At 76.4% G+C, this 18959-nt stretch carries 17 protein-coding genes; 7 read left to right on the top strand and 10 right to left on the bottom strand.

The window, feature by feature from the left end:
- Window positions 1-82: 82 nt before the first annotated feature.
- Together AC1050_RS12010 and AC1050_RS12005 are read left to right on the top strand one after the other, a co-directional pair.
- A complete protein-coding gene (locus AC1050_RS12010) occupies window positions 83-649 on the top strand; it encodes a dehydroquinate synthase/iron-containing alcohol dehydrogenase family protein (RefSeq protein ID WP_482387640.1) in 567 nt (188 codons plus the stop codon).
- A 100-nt stretch (window positions 650-749) separates the two neighbouring features.
- Window positions 750-2108: an alpha-amylase family protein gene (locus AC1050_RS12005; protein ID WP_482387639.1), complete on the top strand. Its 1359-nt coding sequence runs from the start codon at window positions 750-752 to the stop codon at window positions 2106-2108.
- Between the two features lies 1 nt (window position 2109).
- On the opposite strand, the gene topA is transcribed toward AC1050_RS12005, so the two are convergent.
- The 3 genes from topA to AC1050_RS11990 form a co-directional block, all read right to left on the bottom strand.
- Complete coding sequence (topA, locus tag AC1050_RS12000; RefSeq protein WP_482387638.1) at window positions 2110-4902, bottom strand: type I DNA topoisomerase; 2793 nt, start codon at window positions 4900-4902, stop codon at window positions 2110-2112.
- Between the two features lie 107 nt (window positions 4903-5009).
- A complete protein-coding gene (locus AC1050_RS11995) occupies window positions 5010-6032 on the bottom strand; it encodes a phosphatase PAP2 family protein (RefSeq protein ID WP_482387637.1) in 1023 nt (340 codons plus the stop codon).
- Window positions 6033-6112: 80 nt separating this feature from the next.
- The gene (locus AC1050_RS11990; RefSeq protein ID WP_482387636.1) at window positions 6113-6502 is read right to left on the bottom strand and encodes a hypothetical protein; all 390 of its coding nucleotides are present in this window, start codon (window positions 6500-6502) and stop codon (window positions 6113-6115) included.
- 204 nt (window positions 6503-6706) lie between these two features.
- Here AC1050_RS11990 and AC1050_RS11985 point away from each other — a divergent pair, with 204 nt between their 5' ends.
- From AC1050_RS11985 to AC1050_RS11975, 3 genes are all read left to right on the top strand, one after another.
- Entirely contained in the window at window positions 6707-7087 is a 381-nt protein-coding gene (locus AC1050_RS11985) for a VOC family protein (protein ID WP_482387635.1), read from the top strand.
- A gap of 79 nt (window positions 7088-7166) precedes the next feature.
- Entirely contained in the window at window positions 7167-7901 is a 735-nt protein-coding gene (locus AC1050_RS11980) for a response regulator transcription factor (RefSeq protein ID WP_482387634.1), read from the top strand.
- On the top strand, window positions 7898-9508 hold the full coding sequence (locus AC1050_RS11975; protein ID WP_482387633.1) for a sensor histidine kinase: 1611 nt from the start codon (window positions 7898-7900) through the stop codon (window positions 9506-9508). Before AC1050_RS11980 ends, AC1050_RS11975 begins: the two co-directional genes overlap by 4 nt.
- A gap of 33 nt (window positions 9509-9541) precedes the next feature.
- On the opposite strand, the gene AC1050_RS11970 is transcribed toward AC1050_RS11975, so the two are convergent.
- The 3 genes from AC1050_RS11970 to radA form a co-directional block, all read right to left on the bottom strand.
- Window positions 9542-10474, bottom strand: coding sequence for an aldo/keto reductase (locus AC1050_RS11970; RefSeq protein WP_482387632.1), 933 nt, complete (start codon window positions 10472-10474; stop codon window positions 9542-9544).
- 240 nt (window positions 10475-10714) lie between these two features.
- A complete protein-coding gene (locus AC1050_RS11965; RefSeq protein ID WP_482387631.1) occupies window positions 10715-11914 on the bottom strand; it encodes a hypothetical protein in 1200 nt (399 codons plus the stop codon).
- A gap of 197 nt (window positions 11915-12111) precedes the next feature.
- Entirely contained in the window at window positions 12112-13545 is a 1434-nt protein-coding gene (gene radA / locus AC1050_RS11960; RefSeq protein WP_482387630.1) for a DNA repair protein RadA, read from the bottom strand.
- Between the two features lie 192 nt (window positions 13546-13737).
- Between radA and disA the strand changes: the two genes are divergently transcribed.
- Window positions 13738-14814: a DNA integrity scanning diadenylate cyclase DisA gene (disA, locus tag AC1050_RS11955; protein ID WP_482387629.1), complete on the top strand. Its 1077-nt coding sequence runs from the start codon at window positions 13738-13740 to the stop codon at window positions 14812-14814.
- Between the two features lie 25 nt (window positions 14815-14839).
- On the opposite strand, the gene AC1050_RS11950 is transcribed toward disA, so the two are convergent.
- Window positions 14840-15469 (bottom strand): hypothetical protein, encoded by a 630-nt coding sequence (locus tag AC1050_RS11950; RefSeq protein ID WP_482387628.1) that lies wholly within the window; start codon window positions 15467-15469, stop codon window positions 14840-14842.
- Between the two features lie 86 nt (window positions 15470-15555).
- On the opposite strand from AC1050_RS11950, the gene AC1050_RS11945 reads away from it, so the two are divergent.
- Window positions 15556-16452 (top strand): HhH-GPD family protein, encoded by an 897-nt coding sequence (locus tag AC1050_RS11945; protein ID WP_482387627.1) that lies wholly within the window; start codon window positions 15556-15558, stop codon window positions 16450-16452.
- A 24-nt stretch (window positions 16453-16476) separates the two neighbouring features.
- On the opposite strand, the gene AC1050_RS11940 is transcribed toward AC1050_RS11945, so the two are convergent.
- The 3 genes from AC1050_RS11940 to AC1050_RS11930 form a co-directional block, all read right to left on the bottom strand.
- Window positions 16477-17025, bottom strand: a complete 549-nt coding sequence (locus AC1050_RS11940; RefSeq protein WP_482387626.1) for an amino-acid N-acetyltransferase — start codon at window positions 17023-17025, stop codon at window positions 16477-16479.
- Between the two features lie 4 nt (window positions 17026-17029).
- On the bottom strand, window positions 17030-17758 hold the full coding sequence (locus tag AC1050_RS11935; RefSeq protein WP_482387625.1) for a TetR/AcrR family transcriptional regulator: 729 nt from the start codon (window positions 17756-17758) through the stop codon (window positions 17030-17032).
- A gap of 80 nt (window positions 17759-17838) precedes the next feature.
- A complete protein-coding gene (locus AC1050_RS11930; protein ID WP_482387624.1) occupies window positions 17839-18789 on the bottom strand; it encodes a sugar-binding transcriptional regulator in 951 nt (316 codons plus the stop codon).
- Window positions 18790-18959 lie beyond the last annotated feature (170 nt).

Raw genomic sequence — 18959 nt, 5'->3', positions numbered from 1 at the left:
GTGAGGTTCCTGGTCGCGGGGGTGGGTGACGCGCTCGCCACCTGGATCGAGGCGCGCGGTCGCCCGCGGGGACGCCACGACGATGGCCGGCGGGCTCCCCACCGCCACCGGCACCGCGCTGGCGCGGCTGTCCTGGGACATCCTCCGGGAGCACGCCCTGCCGGCGATCGACGCCGTGCGCGACCACCTGGTGACGCCGTCGGTGGAGAAGGTCGTCGAGGCCAACACGCTGCTGTCCGGCCTCGGGTTCGAGTCCGGCGGTCTCGCCGCCGCGCACGCGATCCACAACGGGCTGACCGCCGCGCCGCAGACGCACGGCCTGACGCACGGGCAGAAGGTGAACATCGGCTCGGTGACCCAGCTGGTGCTCGAGGGCGCCCCGGTCGACGAGATCCGGGACTTCGTGGAGTTCACCACCCGGGTGGGGCTGCCCAACACCCTCACGGAGATCGGCCTGACGGTGGACGACGTCGACGACCTGACCCGGGTCGCCGAGCTCGCGACGGCGGAGGGCGAGACGATCCACGCCATGCCGTTCACCGTCCGCGTGCCGGACCTGGTCGACGCGCTGCGGTCGATCGAGGGCTTCGCCCGCCGCGTGCGGGCCGACGCGGGCCTGCCCGAGCCCGAGCCGCACCGGGCGCACTGAGCGGCAGCCCCGCGCCACGCACGGCCGGCGCCCCGGTGCGGATGACACCGGGGCGCTGACCTGCGAGGGTCGTGGGCGAAGCCGACCCGAAGGAGACCCGATGGCCCCGGCGTGGGTGCAGCACGCGATGTGGTGGCACGTCTACCCGCTGGGGTTCGCCGGCGCCGAGCGCGCGGCCGTGGACGGCGCTCCCGTCACGCACCGCCTGGCGCACCTCGAGCGCTGGCTGGACTACGTGGTCGACCTCGGGCTGAACGGCCTGGCGCTCGGCCCGGTGTTCGCCTCGGCCACGCACGGGTACGACACCGTGGACCACCTCGCGATCGACCCGCGGCTGGGCGACCGGGCGGACTTCGACCGCCTGGTCGCGGCCGCGCACGACCGCGGTGTCCGGGTGCTGCTGGACGGGGTGTTCAACCACGTCGGCGAGCAGCACCCGCTGTTCCGCGCCGCGCTGGCGGGCGGCCCGGGGTCGCCGGAGGCGGACCTGTTCCGGATCACCTGGCCCGGTGTGGGCACGGGCGACGAGCCGACCTGGGACTGCTTCGAGGGGCACCGGGCCCTCGTCACGCTGGACCACGACTCCCCCCGGGTGGTGGACCTGGTCGCGGACGTCATGACGCACTGGCTGGACGCGGGCGCCGACGGCTGGCGGCTGGACGCCGCGTACGCGGTGCCGACGGCGTTCTGGGCGCAGGTGACGGCGCGCGTGCGCGAGCGGCACCCCGACGCGTACCTGATGGGCGAGGTCATCCACGGCGACTACCCGGCGTTCGTCGCGGCGTCGGGGGTCGACTCCGTCACCCAGTACGAGCTGTGGAAGGCGACCTGGAGCGCGATCCGGGACCGCAACTGGCACGAGCTGGCGTGGACGCTCGGCCGGCACGACGCGTTCCTCGACGCGTTCGTGCCGTACACGTTCGTCGGCAACCACGACGTCACCCGGATCGCGGACCAGGTGGGCGACCCCGCCCTGGCCGGGCACGCGCTGGTCGTGCTGGCGACGGTCGGCGGCACCCCGGCGGTGTACTACGGCGACGAGCAGGCCTTCCGCGGGGTCAAGGAGGACCGCGCCGGCGGCGACGACGCCGTGCGCCCGCCGTACCCGCCGACGCCCGCCGACCTGGCGGGCCCCGATCGCGCGCCCGACGGCTGGGCGGCCTACCACCGGCACCAGGCGCTGCTGGGCCTGCGCCGGCGGCACCCCTGGCTGCACACCGCCCGCACGCACGTGGTCGAGGTGACCAACGACCGGCTGGTCTACCAGGCGCGCGCCGCGGACGGCGACGACGCCCTGCTGGTGGCGCTGAACCTCGCGGCGGAGCCGTGGGCGGTCGAGGTCCCCGCCCGGGCCCGTCCCGCAGCGCGCAGCGACGACGGCGCGGCCGGCCCCCGGACGACCGAGCGGGGGCACGTCGTGGACGTGCCCCCGCTGGGCTGGGTCGTGCTGGAGGTCTGACCTACTTCTTGGCCGCCGCCTTCTTCCGCGGCGCGGCGGCCTTGCGGGCGGCCGGCTTCTTCTTGGGGCCCTGTGCCCGCTTCTCCGCCAGCAGCTCGACCGCCTGCTCCGGGGTGATCGACTCGGGCGTCACGTCGCGCGGCAGGGTGCGGTTGGTCTCGCCGTCGGTGACGTACGCGCCGAACCGGCCCTCCTTGACCACGATCGGCTTCTTCGAGGTGGGGTCCTCGCCCAGCTCGCGCAGCGGCGGTGCGGCGGTGGCGCCGCGGCCGCGCTTGGGCTGGGCGTAGATGGCGAGCGCCTCCTCCAGCGTGGTGGTGAAGATCGCCTCCTCCGACGGCAGCGTGCGCGAGTCGGTGCCCCGCTTGAGGTACGGGCCGTACCGGCCGTTCTGCGCCGTGATCTCCGTGCCCGTCTCCGGGTCGGTGCCCACGACGCGCGGCAGGCTGAGCAGCTGCAGCGCGTCCTCGAGCGTGATCGTCTGCAGCTGCTGCGACTTCAGCAGCGAGCCGGTGCGCGGCTTGGGCGCCGCCGCCAGCGCGCGCTTCTTCGCGGCCGCCGACAGGCCCGGGTCCAGCTCGGGCTCCGGCAGCAGCTCGGTGACGTACGGCCCGTAGCGACCGTTCTTCGCGACGATCGTCGTGCCCGTCCCCGGGTCGGTGCCGAGCACGAGGTCGCCCTCGGGCTGGGTCTCGAGCAGCTCGCGGGCCTTGGCGACCGTCAGCTCGTCGGGAGCCAGGTCGTCGGGCACCGACGCGCGGCGCGGGTTGCCGTCCTCGCCGGGCTCGCCGGCGCTGTCCTCAATGTACGGCCCGTAGCGGCCCACGCGGAGCGTGATGCCGTCGCCGATGTCGATCGAGTTGACCTCGCGGGCGTCGATCTCGCCGAGGTTCGCGACCAGCTCGCGCAGGCCGTCGCCGTCGGGGCCCTCGGCCGCGGCCGTGCCGAAGTAGAACCGGGTCAGCCACTCCACGCGGTCCTTCTGGCCGGCGGCGATGGCGTCGAGGTCCTCCTCCATCGAGGCGGTGAAGTCGTAGTCGACCAGCCGGTCGAAGTTCTCCTCCAGCAGCCGCGTGACGGCGAACGCGAGCCAGGTGGGCACCAGCGCCTGGCCGCGGCTCATCACGTAGCCGCGGTCCTGGATGACGGAGATCGTCGCGGCGTAGGTGGACGGGCGGCCGATGCCGCGCTCCTCCAGCGCCTTGACCAGGCTCGCCTCCGTGAAGCGCGGCGGCGGCGAGGTGCGGTGGCCGTCGGCGGTGAGGTCGGACGCGGCGACCGCGTCGCCCTCGGCCATCTGCGGGAGCCGGGCGTCCTTGCCGCCCGCGTCCGACGCGGCGGCCTCGGCGTCGCCGGAGTAGCGCTCGACGTCGCGCCCCTCCTCGTACGCCGCGAGGAACCCGCGGAACGTGATCACGGTGCCGCTGGCGCCGAACACCACCGGGGTGGGGGCGCCGGCCGCGGCGGCGTCGGCCGCGGTGCTGCCGTCCGGCAGCGCCGGGGCGGGCACGGTGGCGGCGATCCGGACCGACGCGGTGGACCCGCGGGCGTCGGCCATCTGCGAGGCGACGGTGCGCTTCCAGATCAGCTCGTAGAGCCGGAACTGGTCGCCGGACAGCTCGCGGGCCACCTGCGCCGGGGTGCGGAAGTCGTCACCCGCGGGGCGGATGGCCTCGTGCGCCTCCTGGGCGCCCTTGCTCTTCGAGGCGTACACACGCGGGGCGTCGGGCACGTGGTCCGCGCCGTACAGCTCGGCCGCCTGCCGGCGCGCGGCGTCGACCGCCTGCGCGCTCAGCGTGGGCGAGTCGGTCCGCATGTAGGTGATGTAGCCGTTCTCGTACAGCGTCTGCGCGGTGCGCATGGTGGCGCGGGAGGCCATCCGCAGCTTGCGGCTGGCCTCCTGCTGCAGCGTCGAGGTGGTGAACGGCGCCGCCGGGCGGCGGGTGTACGGCTTGGTCTCCAGGGAGCGGACCGCGAAGTCGGCGCCGTCCAGCGCGGACACCCACGCGTGCGCCGCCCCCTCGTCGAGGTGGACCGGGCGGGCGGCCCCGGAGCCCTTGAGCACGCCGTCGTCGCCGAAGTCGCGGCCCGAGGCCACGCGGCGCTCGCCGAGCTGCAGCAGGCGGGCGTCGAAGGTCGGCTCGGCGGAGTCCTCGACCGCGAACGTCGCGGTCAGGTCCCAGTAGTCGGCGGCGCGGAAGGCCATGCGCTCGCGCTCCCGCTCGACGACCAGGCGGGTCGCGACGGACTGCACGCGGCCGGCGGACAGCCCCTGGCGGACCTTGCGCCACAGCACCGGGCTGACCTCGTACCCGTACAGGCGGTCCAGGATGCGCCGGGTCTCCTGGGCGTCGACCAGCCGGTCGTCCAGCTCGCGGGTGTTCTCCAGGGCGCGGGTGATCGCCTCGCGGGTGATCTCGTGGAACACCATGCGCTTGACGGGCACCTTGGGCTTGAGCTCCTGCAGGAGGTGCCACGCGATGGCCTCGCCCTCGCGGTCCTCGTCGGTGGCGAGGTAGAGCTCGTCGGCCTCCTTGAGCAGCCGCTTGAGCTCGGCGACCTTCTTCTTCTTGTCCGAGTCGACGACGTAGTACGGCTCGAAGCCGTTGTCGACGTCGACGGCGAACTTCCCGAAGGGGCCCTTCTTCATCTCGGCGGGCAGCTCGCTGGGCTGCGGGAGGTCGCGGATGTGCCCGACGCTCGCCTCGACCTCGTAGTCGTCCCCGAGGTACCCGGCGATCGTGCGCGCCTTCGCCGGCGACTCCACGATGACCAGCTTGCGACCTGCGGACATGTACTCCTGCTTCCTCGAGCTGCTCGGGCGGGTGCGTCAGGCGCGTGCCCGCCGGCGGCGGTCGTCCCGTGCGGACGACAGCGTGCCACCCCCTGTGCGGGGTGACTCTACGACGTCGGTCCCACCTGGACCGACCCGGATGTGGCGGACCGGCGCAGCACCAGCAGCGCGCCCGAGGACGCCGCCGCCACCGCCACGATGCCCAGCGCCCCGCCACCGTACGACGTCAGCAGCGCGGCCGTGCTGCCCACCGGGTCGTCGGACAGCCAGGTGCGGCGCAGCGCGACGGCGCCCGCCGCCCCGGCCAGCACCGTCACCAGCGCGAGCAGGACGAGGGCGACCCGGGTGCCCGTCGCGCCGGTCGCCCCGGCACGGACCGCGCGCAGCGCGGCCGTCGGGGGGTGGGTCGCGGACGACGTGTCCACGCCCAGCGCGAGGACGGCGCAGCCCAGCGCGCCCCAGAGCAGCACCACGAGCAGCCCGGCGACGACGTCGGACGGCCGGTGCCACTGCCCGATCAGGGTGGACACGCCGGTCGCGCCGCCGTACGCGGCCCCCAGCACCGCGACCCAGGGCCGGGCCCGCGGCGGCACCACCAGCAGCACCGCGGCCGCGACCGACGCCGCTGCCGTGGTGTGCCCGGACGGGAGCGTGTTGAACTCCGGGCCGTGCCCCAGCTCGGGCCGGTCCAGCACCCAGTACTTGAGGACGCGCGTCGTGACGTTGGCGCCCACCAGCACACCGGCGGCGACCAGCGCCAGCCCCCAGCGGCGCCGCACGAACGCGATGACCGCGCAGGCGACGATCGCCGCCGCGATGAACCCGACGGAGACGACGTCCAGCACCGGCTCCGCGACCTCCCACAACCGGTTCTGGCCGATGTGGGCGCCGTCCAGCGACGCCTGGTCCACGGCCTGGCCGTGCTCGGTGCCGACGAAGACGCGCCAGGTCACCCAGATCCCGGCGGCGGCGACCGCCGCCACGAGCAGCGCCGCGGCCACCCGGCGGGCGGTGCCGGCGGGCGTGCGCCAGCGTGCGCCGCGGGGCGACCCGGACGCGCCGCCGGCGGGGCCGCCGGCGGGCTCGGGCTCCCGCCAGGCGGTCGGCGGGGCGGTCGACGGGCGCGGCATGGTGCCCACCGTAGGCGAGGGCCTCGACGCGACGGCAGCCGCACCGGCCGCGCACACGATTCCTCCACCGGCCCGCTCGGTCAGCGCCACGCCGCGGCTGCCCCGTCCCCGCCGCGGACGGGATCGGCGTCGCCGGCCAGCAGCACCGCGTGCGGCCCGGCGTCCGCCAGCCGGGCGCGGGTCTCGACGTCCGCGTGCACGCAGAGCAGGCACCCGCCGCGGGCCTCCAGCCGGGTCGCGGCCTGGTCCACCACCTCCGCCGCCCGCGGGCTGCGCAGCCGGGCGGAGCCCAGATCCAGCACGACGACCGACGCGCACGCCGACAGGGCGTCGAGCAGCGTGCGGAGCCGGTCCGCGTCGGCGCGGCCGAACGAGCCCGCGGGCCGGACGGTGGCGGTCAGCCACGTCGGGTCGGGTGCGGCGGCCGGAGCGGGTGCAGGTACGGGTGCAGGTGAGTCCAGGACGGTCATGGCGTGCTCCCTCGGCTCGGGCCCCGTGCGGGGCGACGTCGACCAGCCCACCGCCCGCACCTGGGTACGGCCTGGGGGACCTCGGACGACGGGCTGTGGACGCTCGTGATCACCGGTCCGCCCGGCGCGGGCCGCGCGAGACCTTCACGCGGCACCCCCCGGGGGTGCACGCTGGGCGCACGGACCGCCGACGAAGGAGTCGCCATGCTCGACCTCAGCCACGGATTCAGCGGGTTCTCGGTGGCGGACGTCCCCGCCGCCCGGGCGTTCTACGGCGACGTCCTCGGCCTGGACGCCGAGGAGCGGGACGGGATGCTCGTGCTCCACCTGTCCGGCGGACGCGACGTCCTCGCCTACCCCAAGGGCGAGGCCCACACGCCGGCGTCGTTCACGATCCTCAACTTCCCGGTGCCGGACGTCCCGGCGGCGGTCGCGGAGCTGCGCGGGCGCGGCGTGCGGTTCGAGCGGTACGAGGGCACCCCGGTGCAGACCGACGAGGACGGGGTGTTCCGCGGCGGCGGACCGCTGATCGCCTGGTTCACGGACCCGTCGGGCAACGTGCTGTCGGTGATCGAGGCGGACTGACCGCGCGGGGCGACCCACGCACAGGCAACCCACAGGAGCGCGTCAGGGACGGCTCAGGTCGCGCGCGCACGATCGGCCCATGACCACCTCGACGCTCCAGCGCGACGCCCTCACCCGAGCGGACGGCCAGCCCGTCCGCGCCCTCGTCGTGGACGACGAGCCCACCCTCGCCGAGCTCCTCTCGACGGCCCTGCGCTACGAGGGCTGGCAGGTGGAGCACGCGCTCTCCGGGCAGGCGGCGATCGCGCAGGCGCGCACCCTGGAGCCGGACGTGATCCTGCTCGACGTCATGCTGCCCGACCTGTCGGGGCTGGAGGTGCTGCGCCGGATCCGCGCCACGCACCCGCACGTGCCGGTGCTCTTCCTCACCGCGAAGGACGCCGTGGAGGACCGGATCGCGGGGCTCACCGCGGGCGGCGACGACTACGTCACCAAGCCGTTCAGCCTGGAGGAGGTCGTCGCGCGGCTGCGCGCCCTGCTCCGGCGCGCCGGAGCGGTGTCCGAGCGCGAGGAGGCCGTCCTGGTGGTCGGCGACCTGCGGATGGACGAGGACGCGCACGAGGTGTCCCGGGACGGCGTCGACATCCGGCTGACCGCGACGGAGTTCGAGCTGCTCCGCTACTTCATGCGCAACCCCCGGCGCGTGCTGTCCAAGGCGCAGATCCTCGACCGCGTGTGGCAGTACGACTTCGGCGGCCAGGCGAACATCGTCGAGCTGTACGTGTCCTACCTGCGCCGCAAGATCGACAAGGGCCGCACCCCGATGCTGCACACCCTGCGCGGCGTCGGGTACGTCCTCAAGCCCGCGGCGTGACCGGGGGGCCGCCGGGCCGGACCGGGCGACAGCGGCGGCAGCGCTGGACGCTGCGCCGGCGGCTGGTCGCCGTCGTGCTGGTCCTGCTCGCGACGGTCGCCGCGGTGATGGGGCTCGTGTCGACGCTGGCGCTGCGCGCGTCCCTGCTGGGCCAGATCGACGAGCGGCTGGTCTCCGCGTCGCAGCGCGCCGCCGCTGCACCCGGCCGGCTGGACGGCGACCGGCTGCCCGGCGGCTCCCCGGCGGACGGCGCGGACGCCGGTGCCGGGGCGGCGGACGAGGACGGCCGGGTCCCGCCCGCGTTCGGGCTGCCCGGCCAGGACGTCGGCACCGTGAGCGTGTTCCAGCGGGCGGAGGACGGGACGCTGCAGGCCGGCTACCTGGACGACTCGGGCGAGGTGCGGGACCTGTCCGACGACCAGCTCGCCGCGCTGCTCGGCATCACGCCGGACGGGACGCCCCGGCCGGTCGACCTGCCCGGGCTCGGCAGCTACCGCGTGGTCGCGGTGGTCGCGGACGACGGCGACACGTCCGTCACCGCGCTGCCCACCGCGGACGTGACCGCGACGGTCGACGACTTCCTGGTGGTCGAGGTCCTGGTGGCCGTGCTCGGCCTGCTGGTGGCCGCGGCGCTGGCCACCGTGCTGGTGCGGCGCGAGCTGCGGCCGCTGGACCGGGTCGCCGCGACCGCGGGCCGCGTCTCCGAGATGCCGCTGTCCCGGGGCGAGGTGCAGATCCGCGAGCGCGTCCCGGAGCACGACACCGACCCCGCCACCGAGGTCGGCCAGGTCGGTGCCGCGCTCAACCGGATGCTCGGCCACGTGGAGTCCGCGCTGACCGCCCGGCACGAGTCGGAGACGCAGGTGCGGCGGTTCGTCGCCGACGCCAGCCACGAGCTCCGCACGCCGCTGGCGTCGATCCGCGGCTACGCCGAGCTGGTGCAGCGCCTGCCCGGCGAGCTGCCCGACGACGTCGTGCGGTCGATGGACCGGGTGGGGTCCGAGGCCCGCCGGATGACGTCGCTGGTCGAGGACATGCTGCTGCTGGCCCGGCTCGACGCCGGGCGCGACCTGGACCTCGAGGAGGTCGACCTCGGGGCGCTCGCCGTGGACGCCGTCGCCGACGCGCACGTCGCCGGCCGGGACCACGTCTGGCGGCTGGAGCTCGCCGAGGACGCGGACGGCGACCCGGCCCCGGTGCTCGTGGTCGCCGACGAGCACCGGCTCCGGCAGGTGCTGGCCAACCTCGTCACCAACGCGCGGGTGCACACCCCCGCCGGCACCACCGTCGTGGTCGCGGTGGGTCAGGAGGGCGACCGCGCGGTGCTGCGGGTCCGCGACGACGGCCCCGGCATCCCCGAGCAGCTCCGGTCCCGGCTGTTCGAGCGGTTCGCGCGCGGCGACGCGTCCCGGAACCGGGCGGCCGGGTCGACCGGCCTGGGTCTGGCGATCGTGCAGGCGGTGGTCACCGCGCACGGCGGGACGATCGACGTCGACGCCCGCCCCGGGCGCACCACGTTCACCGTCCGGCTGCCGCTCGCGGACGCGGCGGACGCACCCGCGCCGGCCGCCGGCGCCCACCCGCCGGCGGTCACGGCCGGCTGGTGAGCGTCGGGGTCGTCGGGGTCGTCGGGCGGGTCGTCAGGCGGCGGCGCTCAGGGCGTCCAGCTCGTCCGTCGTCAGCTCCAGGCGCGCCCCCGCGAGCAGGTCCGGCAGCTGGGCGGTCGACCGGGCGCTCGCGATCGGCGCCGCCACCCCGGGCTGCACCCGCAGCCACGCGAGCGACACCGCGGTGACCGACGTGCCGTGCGCGGCGGCGACCTCGTCCAGCGCGGCCAGGACCCGGCGGCCGCGGTCGTCCAGGTGGCGCCCCGCGCTGCCCGCCCGCGGGCTGTCCACGGCCGGCCCGCCGTCCCGGTACTTGCCGGTCAGGAAGCCGCTGGCCAGCGAGGAGTACGGCAGGACGCCCAGGCCCTCCCGCACGGCGAGCTCCGCGAGCGGGCCCTCGTACTCGTGGCGGTGCACCAGGTTGTAGTGCGGCTGCAGGGCGACGAACCGGGCGACGCCGAGCTCGTCGGCGATGCGCAGCGCCTCGGCCAGCCGCTCCGCGGAGAAGTTGGACGCCGCGACGTACCGCGCCTTGCCGGCGGCGACCACCTCGCCGAGCGCGGCGACGGTCTCCTCCAGCGGGGTGTCCGGGTCGTCCGCGTGCGCGTAGTAGAGGTCGACGTAGTCGGTGCCCAGGCGCTTGAGCGAGGCGTCGATCGCCTCGCGCACCACGGTCCGGGAGGTGCCGAGGTGGCTCTCGAGCTTGCCGACCTTGGTCGCGACCACCACGTCCGGGCGGTTGCCGCGCGCCGCCATCCAGCGCCCGATGACCTCCTCCGACTCACCGCCGCGGTGGCCGGGGGCCCACTGCGAGTAGACGTCCGCGGTGTCGACGACGCTGCCGCCGCCTTCGGTGAACGCGTCCAGGACGGCGAACGACGCCGCCTCGTCCGCGGTCCAGCCGAACACGTTGCCGCCCAGGTTGAGCGGCAGGACGTCCAGGTCGGTGGTGCCGATGCGTGCCATGGTCCTCCTCGGTCGTGCGGGGCCGGCCGGGGTGGACGGCGCCGCGGGAGCGCGCGGGGCGCGCGGGTGCCGGGCGGCGGCGCCGTCGTGCACCACCCTCCTCCCGTCCTATCCCACCGCGGGGCCGGGCGCCCGACGGGCAGCCGCGGGCGGTGGGCACGGGCGGGTACGGGCGGCGGGCTGCCGGCGGGAGCGGCGACGTGCGGAGGGGCGCCGTGGGACGGCCCGCCGCCCGCGCCGTCAGAGCGGGTACGCGGCGTACAGGTTCGCGATGTCGGCAGCCGGACCGGTGACGCGGAACACCGTGGTGCCGTTGCTCCACGCCGCGACGCCGGTGCCGTCGCCGGCGTCGACGACCGTGACGGTGCCGGTCGGCTGCCCGTCGACCAGGACCTCACCCGTGCGCAGCACGGCGGGGACAGCGGCCACGCTGGGGTCGGCGGTCGGGTCCGCGCTCGGCTCGGCGCCGGCGGCGTCCTCGGCAGCCGGGTCCGTCGCGTCCGCCGGGGCCGCGGGCAGGGTGGCGGTCACGGCGGCGAGCACCGCGGCGGCCTCCTCCGGCGTCTCCCACTGGCCCGCCTGCACCGTGACCGTGCCGTCGGCGCCGTCCGAGTAGGTCTCCGCGTACGCCTCGACGGCGCCCTGCCCGAGCCACTCCGCGTCGTCGGCCGATCCCTGGAGGGCGTACTGCAGCACCGAGGCAGGCAGCGCCGACGCGAACGGCGTCGTCGCCGCGCGGGCCACGGGCGCGGCGCTGGCGGTCGGCGAGGGCAGCACCACGTCCGGCGGGGCGGCAGCGGTGCCGCCGCCGTCCCGCGTCACCAGGTACGCGCCGCCGCCACCGAGCACCAGCACCGCCGCGACCACCGAGGCGACGAGGACCGCGCGACGACGGCCGCGTCGCGGCGGCGCGCCGTCCTCGGCACCGGGCCGCTCGTCCTCGGCACCGGGGTCCGCCGGGTCCGCCGACCCCGCCGGGTCCGCAGACCCCGGGGCTCCCTTCGCCGCGAGCGCGGCCTCGGCACGGGCCAGGGCTGACGTGCGCACGCCGGCGTCGCCCGCGGCGAGCGCCGCCTCGGCACGGGCCAGCGCCGCGGCCCGCGACTCGGGGTCGACCGGAGCGTCGGGCAGCGTCGGGTCGGCCGCGGCGTACCGCCGGCTGCGGCGCGGGAGGGTGCCCTCGGGCGCGGCACCGGGCGTGCTACCCGGCGTGGCACCGGGCGTGCCGGGCGTGCCGGGCGTGCCGGGCACAGCGTCGGGCGCAGCGGGCGGGACGGGCACAGCGTCGGGCGCAGCGGGCGGGACGGCCGCGGCCGGGGGCAGGCCCTGGGCGGGGACCCCGGAGGGTGCCGACGGGGCGGCGGGCGTCGTCCCCGCGTCGTCGTCGCGCAGGCTCGGCCACTGCGGTCGGTCGCCGCCGAACCGCCCGGTGTCACTCATCGCTCGAACTCCCCTGCCGACTGCGTGCCCGGGACGGCCGCGGTCGCGGCGACGTCCCGGAGGTTCCGCGGCAGCCTACTGGCGCCCGGCCACGTACCGCGGACCCGCGACACACCCCGGGGGCTCCGTCGGACGAGCAGACGGGCGGGCAGGCGGGCGAGGACCGGGCACCGAACGGGGGGCGACAGCGGCCGGCGTCAGACCTGCGGCACCGCCGGTGCCCCCGGCGCGGCGGGGACCCGCACGGCGTCCGCACGGGTCAGCCGCACCGCCTCGCCCAGGTCGGCCGCCTGCGCCACGCGCATCCCCTCCGGCGCCTGCCCCTTCTCCAGCGAGCCGGCCGGGACCACCGCGTGCGTGAAGCCGAGCCGGGCCGCCTCCGCGAGCCGGCGCACGGTGCCGGCGACGGGGCGGATCTCCCCCGCCAGCCCGATCTCCCCGATCGCGACGAGCCGGGGCGGCAGCGCGACGTTCTCCCGGCTGCTGACCGTCGCCAGCGCGAGCGCCAGGTCGGCGCCCGGCTCGACCACGCGCGCGCCACCGACCGTCGACACGTACACGTCCTGGTCGCCGACCTTGAGGCCCGCGCGCCGCTGCAGCACCGCGAGCACCATCGCCAGCCGGCTGCCGTCCACGCCGCTGGTGGTCCGGCGCGGGTTCGACAGCATGCTCGGCGCCACGAGCGCCTGCACCTCGATGGCCAGCGGGCGGCGGCCCTCGAGGGTCACGGTGACGCAGGTGCCGGGGACGTGGTGCCGCTCGTGCGACACGAACAGCCCCGACGGGTCCGCCAGGCCGACGATGCCGGTCTCGGTCAGGTCGAAGCAGCCGACCTCGTCCGTCGGGCCGAACCGGTTCTTGGTCGCCCGCAGCAGCCGCAGCCGGGAGTGCCGGTCGCCCTCGAACTGGCAGACGACGTCCACCAGGTGCTCCAGCGTCCGGGGACCGGCCACCGAGCCGTCCTTGGTGACGTGCCCGACCAGGACCACCGGCAGCCCGCGCTCCTTGGCCGCGGAGATCAGGGCCGCGGCCACCTCGCGCACCTGGGCGACGCCGCCGGGCGACCCCTCCACCGCGGACGACGCCACCGTCTGCACCGAGTCGAGCACGAGCAGGTCGGGCTCGGTCTGCGCGAGGTGGCCCAGGATCGTGCCGAGGTCGGTCTCGGCGGTCAGCAGCAGCGTGTCCGCGAGCGCGCCGATCCGCTCCGCGCGCAGCCGGACCTGGCCCGCGGACTCCTCGCCGGTCACGTAGAGCACCGTGCGGCCGCCGGTCGCGGCCCGGGCGGCGACGTCCAGCAGCAGCGTGGACTTGCCGACGCCCGGCTCGCCCGCGAGCAGCACGACGGCGCCGGGCACCAGGCCGCCGCCCAGCACGCGGTCGAGCTCGCCGACGCCGGTCGGCCGCGAGCGGCTCTGCTCGACGTCGATCTCGGCGATCGGGCGGGCGGCACCGCGCAGGGGGACCATCACCGCGGTCCGCGGTGCGGCTCCGCCGGGGCCGGTGTCCTCGGTGACCGACCCCCAGGTCTGGCACTCGCCGCAGCGCCCGACCCACTTGGACGTGGTCCACCCGCACTCGGCGCAGCGGAAGGCGGGGCGGGCGGCCCGGGCGGAGGAGGTCGTCGTCACGGCGGTCACGCTAGCCGCCGGCACCCACACCCTCGCCGGCACCCCGCACCCCCGCCCGGCACCCCCGCCCGGCACCCCGCACCCCCGGCCGCGCCCGCACCCGGCGACCCCGCGCGCACCGTGACCGCATCGCAACCGTCCACCGGCGCGTGCGGCTCCCCGGGCGTCGGCCGCTCCCCGTAGGATCGCGCCGTGCCCACCACCACGCCGCCCGACGACCTGCTGCGGCACACGCTCGCCGCGGTCGCGCCGGGCACCGAGCTGCGCGACGGCCTCGAGCGCATCCTGCGCGGCCGCACCGGCGCGCTCATCGTCCTGGGCTACGACGCCACGGTCGAGAGCATCTGCTCGGGCGGCTTCGAGCTGAACGTCGAGTTCGCGGCCACGGGGCTGCGCGAGCTGGCCAAGATGGACGGCGCGATCGTCATGGACCCGAGCAGCAGCCGCATCGTGCGCGCCGCGGTCCAGCTGCTCCCGGACCCGACGATCTCCACGTCGGAGTCCGGCACCCGGCACCGCACGGCCGAGCGGGTCGCCAAGCAGACCGGGCTGCCCGTCATCTCGGTGTCGGCCTCCATGCGGATCATCGCGCTGTACGTCGGCGACCAGCGGCACGTGCTCGAGAACGCCGACGCGATCCTGTCCCGCGCCAACCAGGCGCTCGCCACGCTCGAGCGGTACAAGGCGCGGCTGGACGAGGTCAGCGGCACGCTGTCGGCGCTCGAGATCGAGGACCTGGTCACGGTCCGCGACGTCTGCGTGGTCGTGCAGCGCCAGGAGATGGTCCGCCGGATCTCGGAGGAGATCGCCGGCTACGTCGTCGAGCTCGGCACCGACGGCCGCCTGCTGTCGCTGCAGCTCGACGAGCTCACCGGTGGCATCGGCTCGGACAGCGAGCTGGTCATCCGCGACTACCTGGACTCGTCGCGGCGCGACGCCGACGCCATCCAGACCTCCCTCGGGGCGCTCGACTCCACCGAGCTGCTGGACCTGGCGCTCATCGCCCGCGAGCTGGGCCTGCCCGGCGGCGTCGAGATGCTCGACGCCGCGACCGGCCCGCGCGGCTACCGGCTCATGTCCAAGGTGCCGCGGCTGCCCGCCGCGATCGTCGACCGGCTGGTCGGGCACTTCAGCGGCCTGCAGAAGCTGCTCGCGGCGAACATCGACGACCTCATGGCCGTCGACGGCGTCGGGGAGCAGCGCGCCCGGGCCGTGCGCGAGGGCCTGTCCCGCCTGGCGGAGTCCAGCATCCTCGAGCGGTACGTCTGACCGGTCGGGTCCCGCGAGCCGGCGGTCACTCCAGCCCGAACACCACCGGCTCCGCGCTGACCCCGGCCAGGGTGAGCACCGCCTGGTACGTGCCGGGCAGCGCCTCGGCCTGACCCGTCGCGCAGCCCTCCACGGACCGGACGCGGTCCCACTGCACCTGCCGCTCGTCGGCCTGGCCGGGTGCCAGCAGCAGCTGCAGCGGGTCGCCCGCCGCGCAGTCGGTGCTCGCCCAGATCCGGTCGCTGCCCGAGGTGACGAGGATCTGCCGCTGCGCCTCGCCCGCGTCGACCAGGCACGCGGCGTCGCCGGCGTTGGTCAGGCGGATCGTGAACGTGGGCAGCGCGTCCGCCGGGTAGGTGGTGGCGTCGGCGGCCATCTCGACCTGGAGGTCGGCCGGCGCGCACGCGGGGGTGCCGGGGTCCGTGTCCTCGTCCTCGGGGGCGGGGCTCTCCGTCGTCGTGGTCGGCGGGGCGGCGGCCTCGTCGTCGCCCCCGCCCGTGAGCAGGGCGCGCACGCCCAGCACGGCGAGCACGACGACCGCCACGACCACGGCCAGGACGACGGCGCGCCGGATCCAGTACACGCGCGGGGGCAGCGAGCCCTCCGGCCGCAGCACGCCCATGTCCTGGTCCTTCCGCTCGACAGCCGTGGCCACGGTAGCCCGGCACCGCCGCCCTGCCGGGGAGGCCGCGCCGCTGCCGGGATTGGGTCCGCGCGGTACGCCCGGGTGAGGATGGCCCCGTGCCGACCGCCTCCCCCGCCGACGTGCGCGCCGACGTGGTCGCGTGGTTCGACGAGCACGCCCGCGACCTGCCCTGGCGCGCGCCCGACCGGACGCCGTGGGGCGTGCTGGTCAGCGAGGTGATGCTGCAGCAGACCCCGGTGGTGCGGGTCGAGCCGGCGTGGCGGGCGTGGCTCGCGCGCTGGCCGGCACCGGCCGACCTGGCGGCCGCCAGCCCGGCGGACGTGCTGCGCGCGTGGGACCGGCTGGGTTACCCGCGCCGGGCGCTGCGGCTGCAGGACTGCGCCCGCGCCGTCGTCGAGCGGCACGGCGGGGTGGTCCCCGACGACGAGGCGGCGCTGCTCGCCCTGCCCGGCATCGGCTCGTACACGGCGGCGGCGGTGCGGGCGTTCGCGTTCGGCCGGCGCTCGGTGGTGCTCGACACCAACGTGCGCCGGGTGCTGTCCCGCGTCGCCGACGGCGCCGCCCTGCCGGCACCGGCGCTGACCGTCGGGGAGCGGCGGCTGGCCGAGACCTACGTGCCGGCGGACGACGCCGGGGCGGCGCGCTGGGCCGCGGCGTCGATGGAGCTCGGCGCCCTGGTCTGCACGGCCCGGTCACCGCGGTGCGACGTCTGCCCGGTGCGGGACGCGTGCGCCTGGCGCCTGGCCGGCTCCCCGCCGGACGTGCACGTGCTGCGGCGCCGGACCCAGACCTGGGCCGGCACCGACCGCCAGGTGCGCGGGCGGATCATGGCGCTGCTGCGCGACGCCCTCGAGCCCGCACCCGCCGACGCGGTCGCCGCCGTGTGGCCCGACGCCGTCCAGCGCGACCGCTGCCTGGCGTCCCTGCTGGCGGACGGCCTGGTCGAGCGGGTGCCCGGCGAGGACGCGCCGCGCTACCGCCTGCCCGCCTGAGCGCTCGGCGGTGCGCGCCGGCCCTCAGGCCAGGTCGACGATCATCCGCGTGTTGCCGAGGGTGTTCGGCTTCACGCGGGCCAGGTCGAGGAACTCCGCGACCCCGTCGTCGTGCGAGCGCAGCAGCTCCGCGTAGACCTCGGGCGGCACCGCGGCGCCGTCGATCGTGCCCCAGCCGTGGGCCGCGAAGAAGTCGACCTCGAAGGTGAGGCAGAACAGCCGGCTCAGCCCCAGCTCGCGGGCGCGCTCGGTCAGCGCCTCCAGCAGCGCGTGGCCGACGCCGCGACCGCGCCACTGCCGGGCGACCGCGAGCGTGCGGATCTCGGCGAGGTCCTGCCACATGACGTGCAGGGCGCCGCACCCGATCAGGCTGCCGTCGTCCGCCTCGGCGACGTGGAACTCCTGCACGGACTCGTAGTAGCCGACCCACTCCTTGGCGAGCAGGATCCGCTCGTCGGCGTAGGGCTGCACCAGGTCGCGGATGCCGCGCACGTCCGCCGGGCGCGCGGGCCGCACGCGGTACGACGAGGAGGACGGGGCAGGCGGGGACGACGGTGCGGCGGGGGCGGTCACGTCCTCAACCTACGTCGTGCGCCGCCGCCGGCGCCGGGTCGTCCACCTCCGGCCGGTCCGCGGGGCCGGGGTGCGGGACCAGGTGCTCCCCCTCGGTGCGCGCGGCGTCCAGCGCGCCGCCGGCCAGCCCCAGCACCCGCAGCGCCGCGTCCGCCACCAGCGGGGCGAGGTCCTGGACGGCGGCCGTCCCCCCGGCGCGGCGGGCGGTGATGACGCTCTCGACCAGCCCGAACACCAGCGTGGCCTCCGGCGAGGGTCCGGTGTCGGGTCGCCCGAGCACCGCGGCGACCAGGGCGTCGTACCGGGCGCGCAGCTGGGCGCGCTCGGCCCGGAACTCGACGAAGGCCGTGCCGTCCACCTCGGGCAGCTGCATCAGCCCGCCGATGTTCACCGGCCCGTCGGCGAGCCAGCGGGCGTCGGCGTCGCACAGCGCCCACAGCCGCGCGGCCGGGTCGCCGGGCGCGTCCAGCAGCATGTCGGCGAGGTCCAGGGAGGGGCGCACGGTGTCGAGCAGGAGCGTGCGCAGCAGCACGTCCTTGCCCCGGAAGTGGTGGTAGATCGACGCCTGCTTGACGCCCGCCCGCTCGGCGATCGCGTAGGTGGAGGTCGCCGTGTACCCGACGCTGCTGAACAGCGCGGCGGCCGCGGCGAGCACGTCGCCGCGGGTGTCGCGGTCCGCGCCGGCGCGGGGGCGTCCGGGGCGCGTCGGCGCGCGGCCAGAGGGTGCCGTCATGCGCGCGGACGCTAGCAGCCGCAGGTCACGGCTGCGTTTCGTCGCCTGACAGGGTGCGGACGACGGGGACGCGCGGACCGTCAGGCGAGCTCGAGCAGCCGGACGGCGGTCCGCTCGTCCACCACCAGGTCGGTCATGGTCCCGGCGCGCAGCGCGGCCAGCAGCGGCACCGCCTTGTTGTCCCCGGCCACCGCGCAGAGCCGGCGCGGGATGCGCCGGAGCTGGTCCGGGGACGGCCCGGTCGCCCGCGCGTTCAGCGGGACGTCCCGCCAGGACCCGTCCGCCCGCAGGAACACGGTGCAGACGTCGCCCACCACGGCCTGGTCGTGCAGGAGCTCGACGTCGTCGTCGTCCAGGTACCCCGCGGAGTACACGTGGCTGGGTACGGAGCCGGTCACCGACCCGACGGAGAACAGCGCGATGTCGACGCGCGCCTGCTCGTCGAGCACCCGGCGCACCGAGCGCTCCCGCCACATCGCCTGCTTGGTCTCGGGGTAGTCGAAGAACGCCGGCACCGGGAAGTGCCGCACCGTCGCCCCGAACGCGGTGCCGAACGAGGCGATCAGGTCGCTGGCGTACTCGATGCCCGACGTGCGGGTGTTCGCCGCCCCGTTCAGCTGCACCACGACGCTGCCGTGCGTGACCTTGGGCTGCAGCCGGCGGGACACCGCCGCGAGCGTCGTGCCCCACGCGACGCCGAGGATCATGTCGGAGTCGAACCAGGACGCCAGCAGCCGGGCGGTCGCGCGCGCCACCTGGTCGAGGGTGTCCACCTGCTCGCCGGAGTCCGGGACCGGGACCACGTAGGTGTCGATGCCGAAGGCGGCGGAGATGGACCGGCCCAGGCTCGGTGCCCGCGTGCTGGACGGGCGCAGCGTGATCTCCACCAGCCCTGTCTCGCGGGCCCGCTTGAGCAGCCGGGAGACGGTCGAGCGCGACGTGTGCAGGTGCCGGGCGATGACCTCCATCTTCACGTCCTGCAGGTAGTACATGGACGCCGCGCGCAGCACGTCCTGCTCCCGGTCGGTCATGAGCCGCGACCTCCTCGTCGCCCGGTGCCTGGGACCTCGGTCCTGCACATTCGTGCACTGCGGTTGCGCGTTCGTTCGCGCAGTGGAGACGATAGCGGACAGACAGGACCGAGGTCCCGGTCCGCGAGCGCCCCCGGCGCCCGTGACGGGGGTCGCGGCCGAGCAGCAAG

It is taken from the genome of Cellulomonas sp. NEAU-ZC6 (assembly GCF_056844425.1).
The sequence above is the reverse complement of the archived record's forward strand: the minus strand, read 5'-3'. Positions and strand labels throughout refer to the sequence as shown.

Excerpts from the sequence above, each read along its gene's own strand:
- AC1050_RS12010 (WP_482387640.1), top strand. The coding sequence starts at position 83 with ATGGCCGGCGGGCTCCCCACCGCCACCGGCACCGCGCTGGCGCGGCTG.
- AC1050_RS12005 (WP_482387639.1), top strand. The coding sequence starts at position 750 with ATGGCCCCGGCGTGGGTGCAGCACGCGATGTGGTGGCACGTCTACCCG.
- topA (WP_482387638.1), bottom strand. The coding sequence starts at position 4,902 with ATGTCCGCAGGTCGCAAGCTGGTCATCGTGGAGTCGCCGGCGAAGGCG.
- AC1050_RS11995 (WP_482387637.1), bottom strand. The coding sequence starts at position 6,032 with ATGCCGCGCCCGTCGACCGCCCCGCCGACCGCCTGGCGGGAGCCCGAG.
- AC1050_RS11990 (WP_482387636.1), bottom strand. The coding sequence starts at position 6,502 with ATGACCGTCCTGGACTCACCTGCACCCGTACCTGCACCCGCTCCGGCC.
- AC1050_RS11985 (WP_482387635.1), top strand. The coding sequence starts at position 6,707 with ATGCTCGACCTCAGCCACGGATTCAGCGGGTTCTCGGTGGCGGACGTC.
- AC1050_RS11980 (WP_482387634.1), top strand. The coding sequence starts at position 7,167 with ATGACCACCTCGACGCTCCAGCGCGACGCCCTCACCCGAGCGGACGGC.
- AC1050_RS11970 (WP_482387632.1), bottom strand. The coding sequence starts at position 10,474 with ATGGCACGCATCGGCACCACCGACCTGGACGTCCTGCCGCTCAACCTG.
- AC1050_RS11965 (WP_482387631.1), bottom strand. The coding sequence starts at position 11,914 with ATGAGTGACACCGGGCGGTTCGGCGGCGACCGACCGCAGTGGCCGAGC.
- AC1050_RS11935 (WP_482387625.1), bottom strand. The coding sequence starts at position 17,758 with ATGACGGCACCCTCTGGCCGCGCGCCGACGCGCCCCGGACGCCCCCGC.
- AC1050_RS11930 (WP_482387624.1), bottom strand. The coding sequence starts at position 18,789 with ATGACCGACCGGGAGCAGGACGTGCTGCGCGCGGCGTCCATGTACTAC.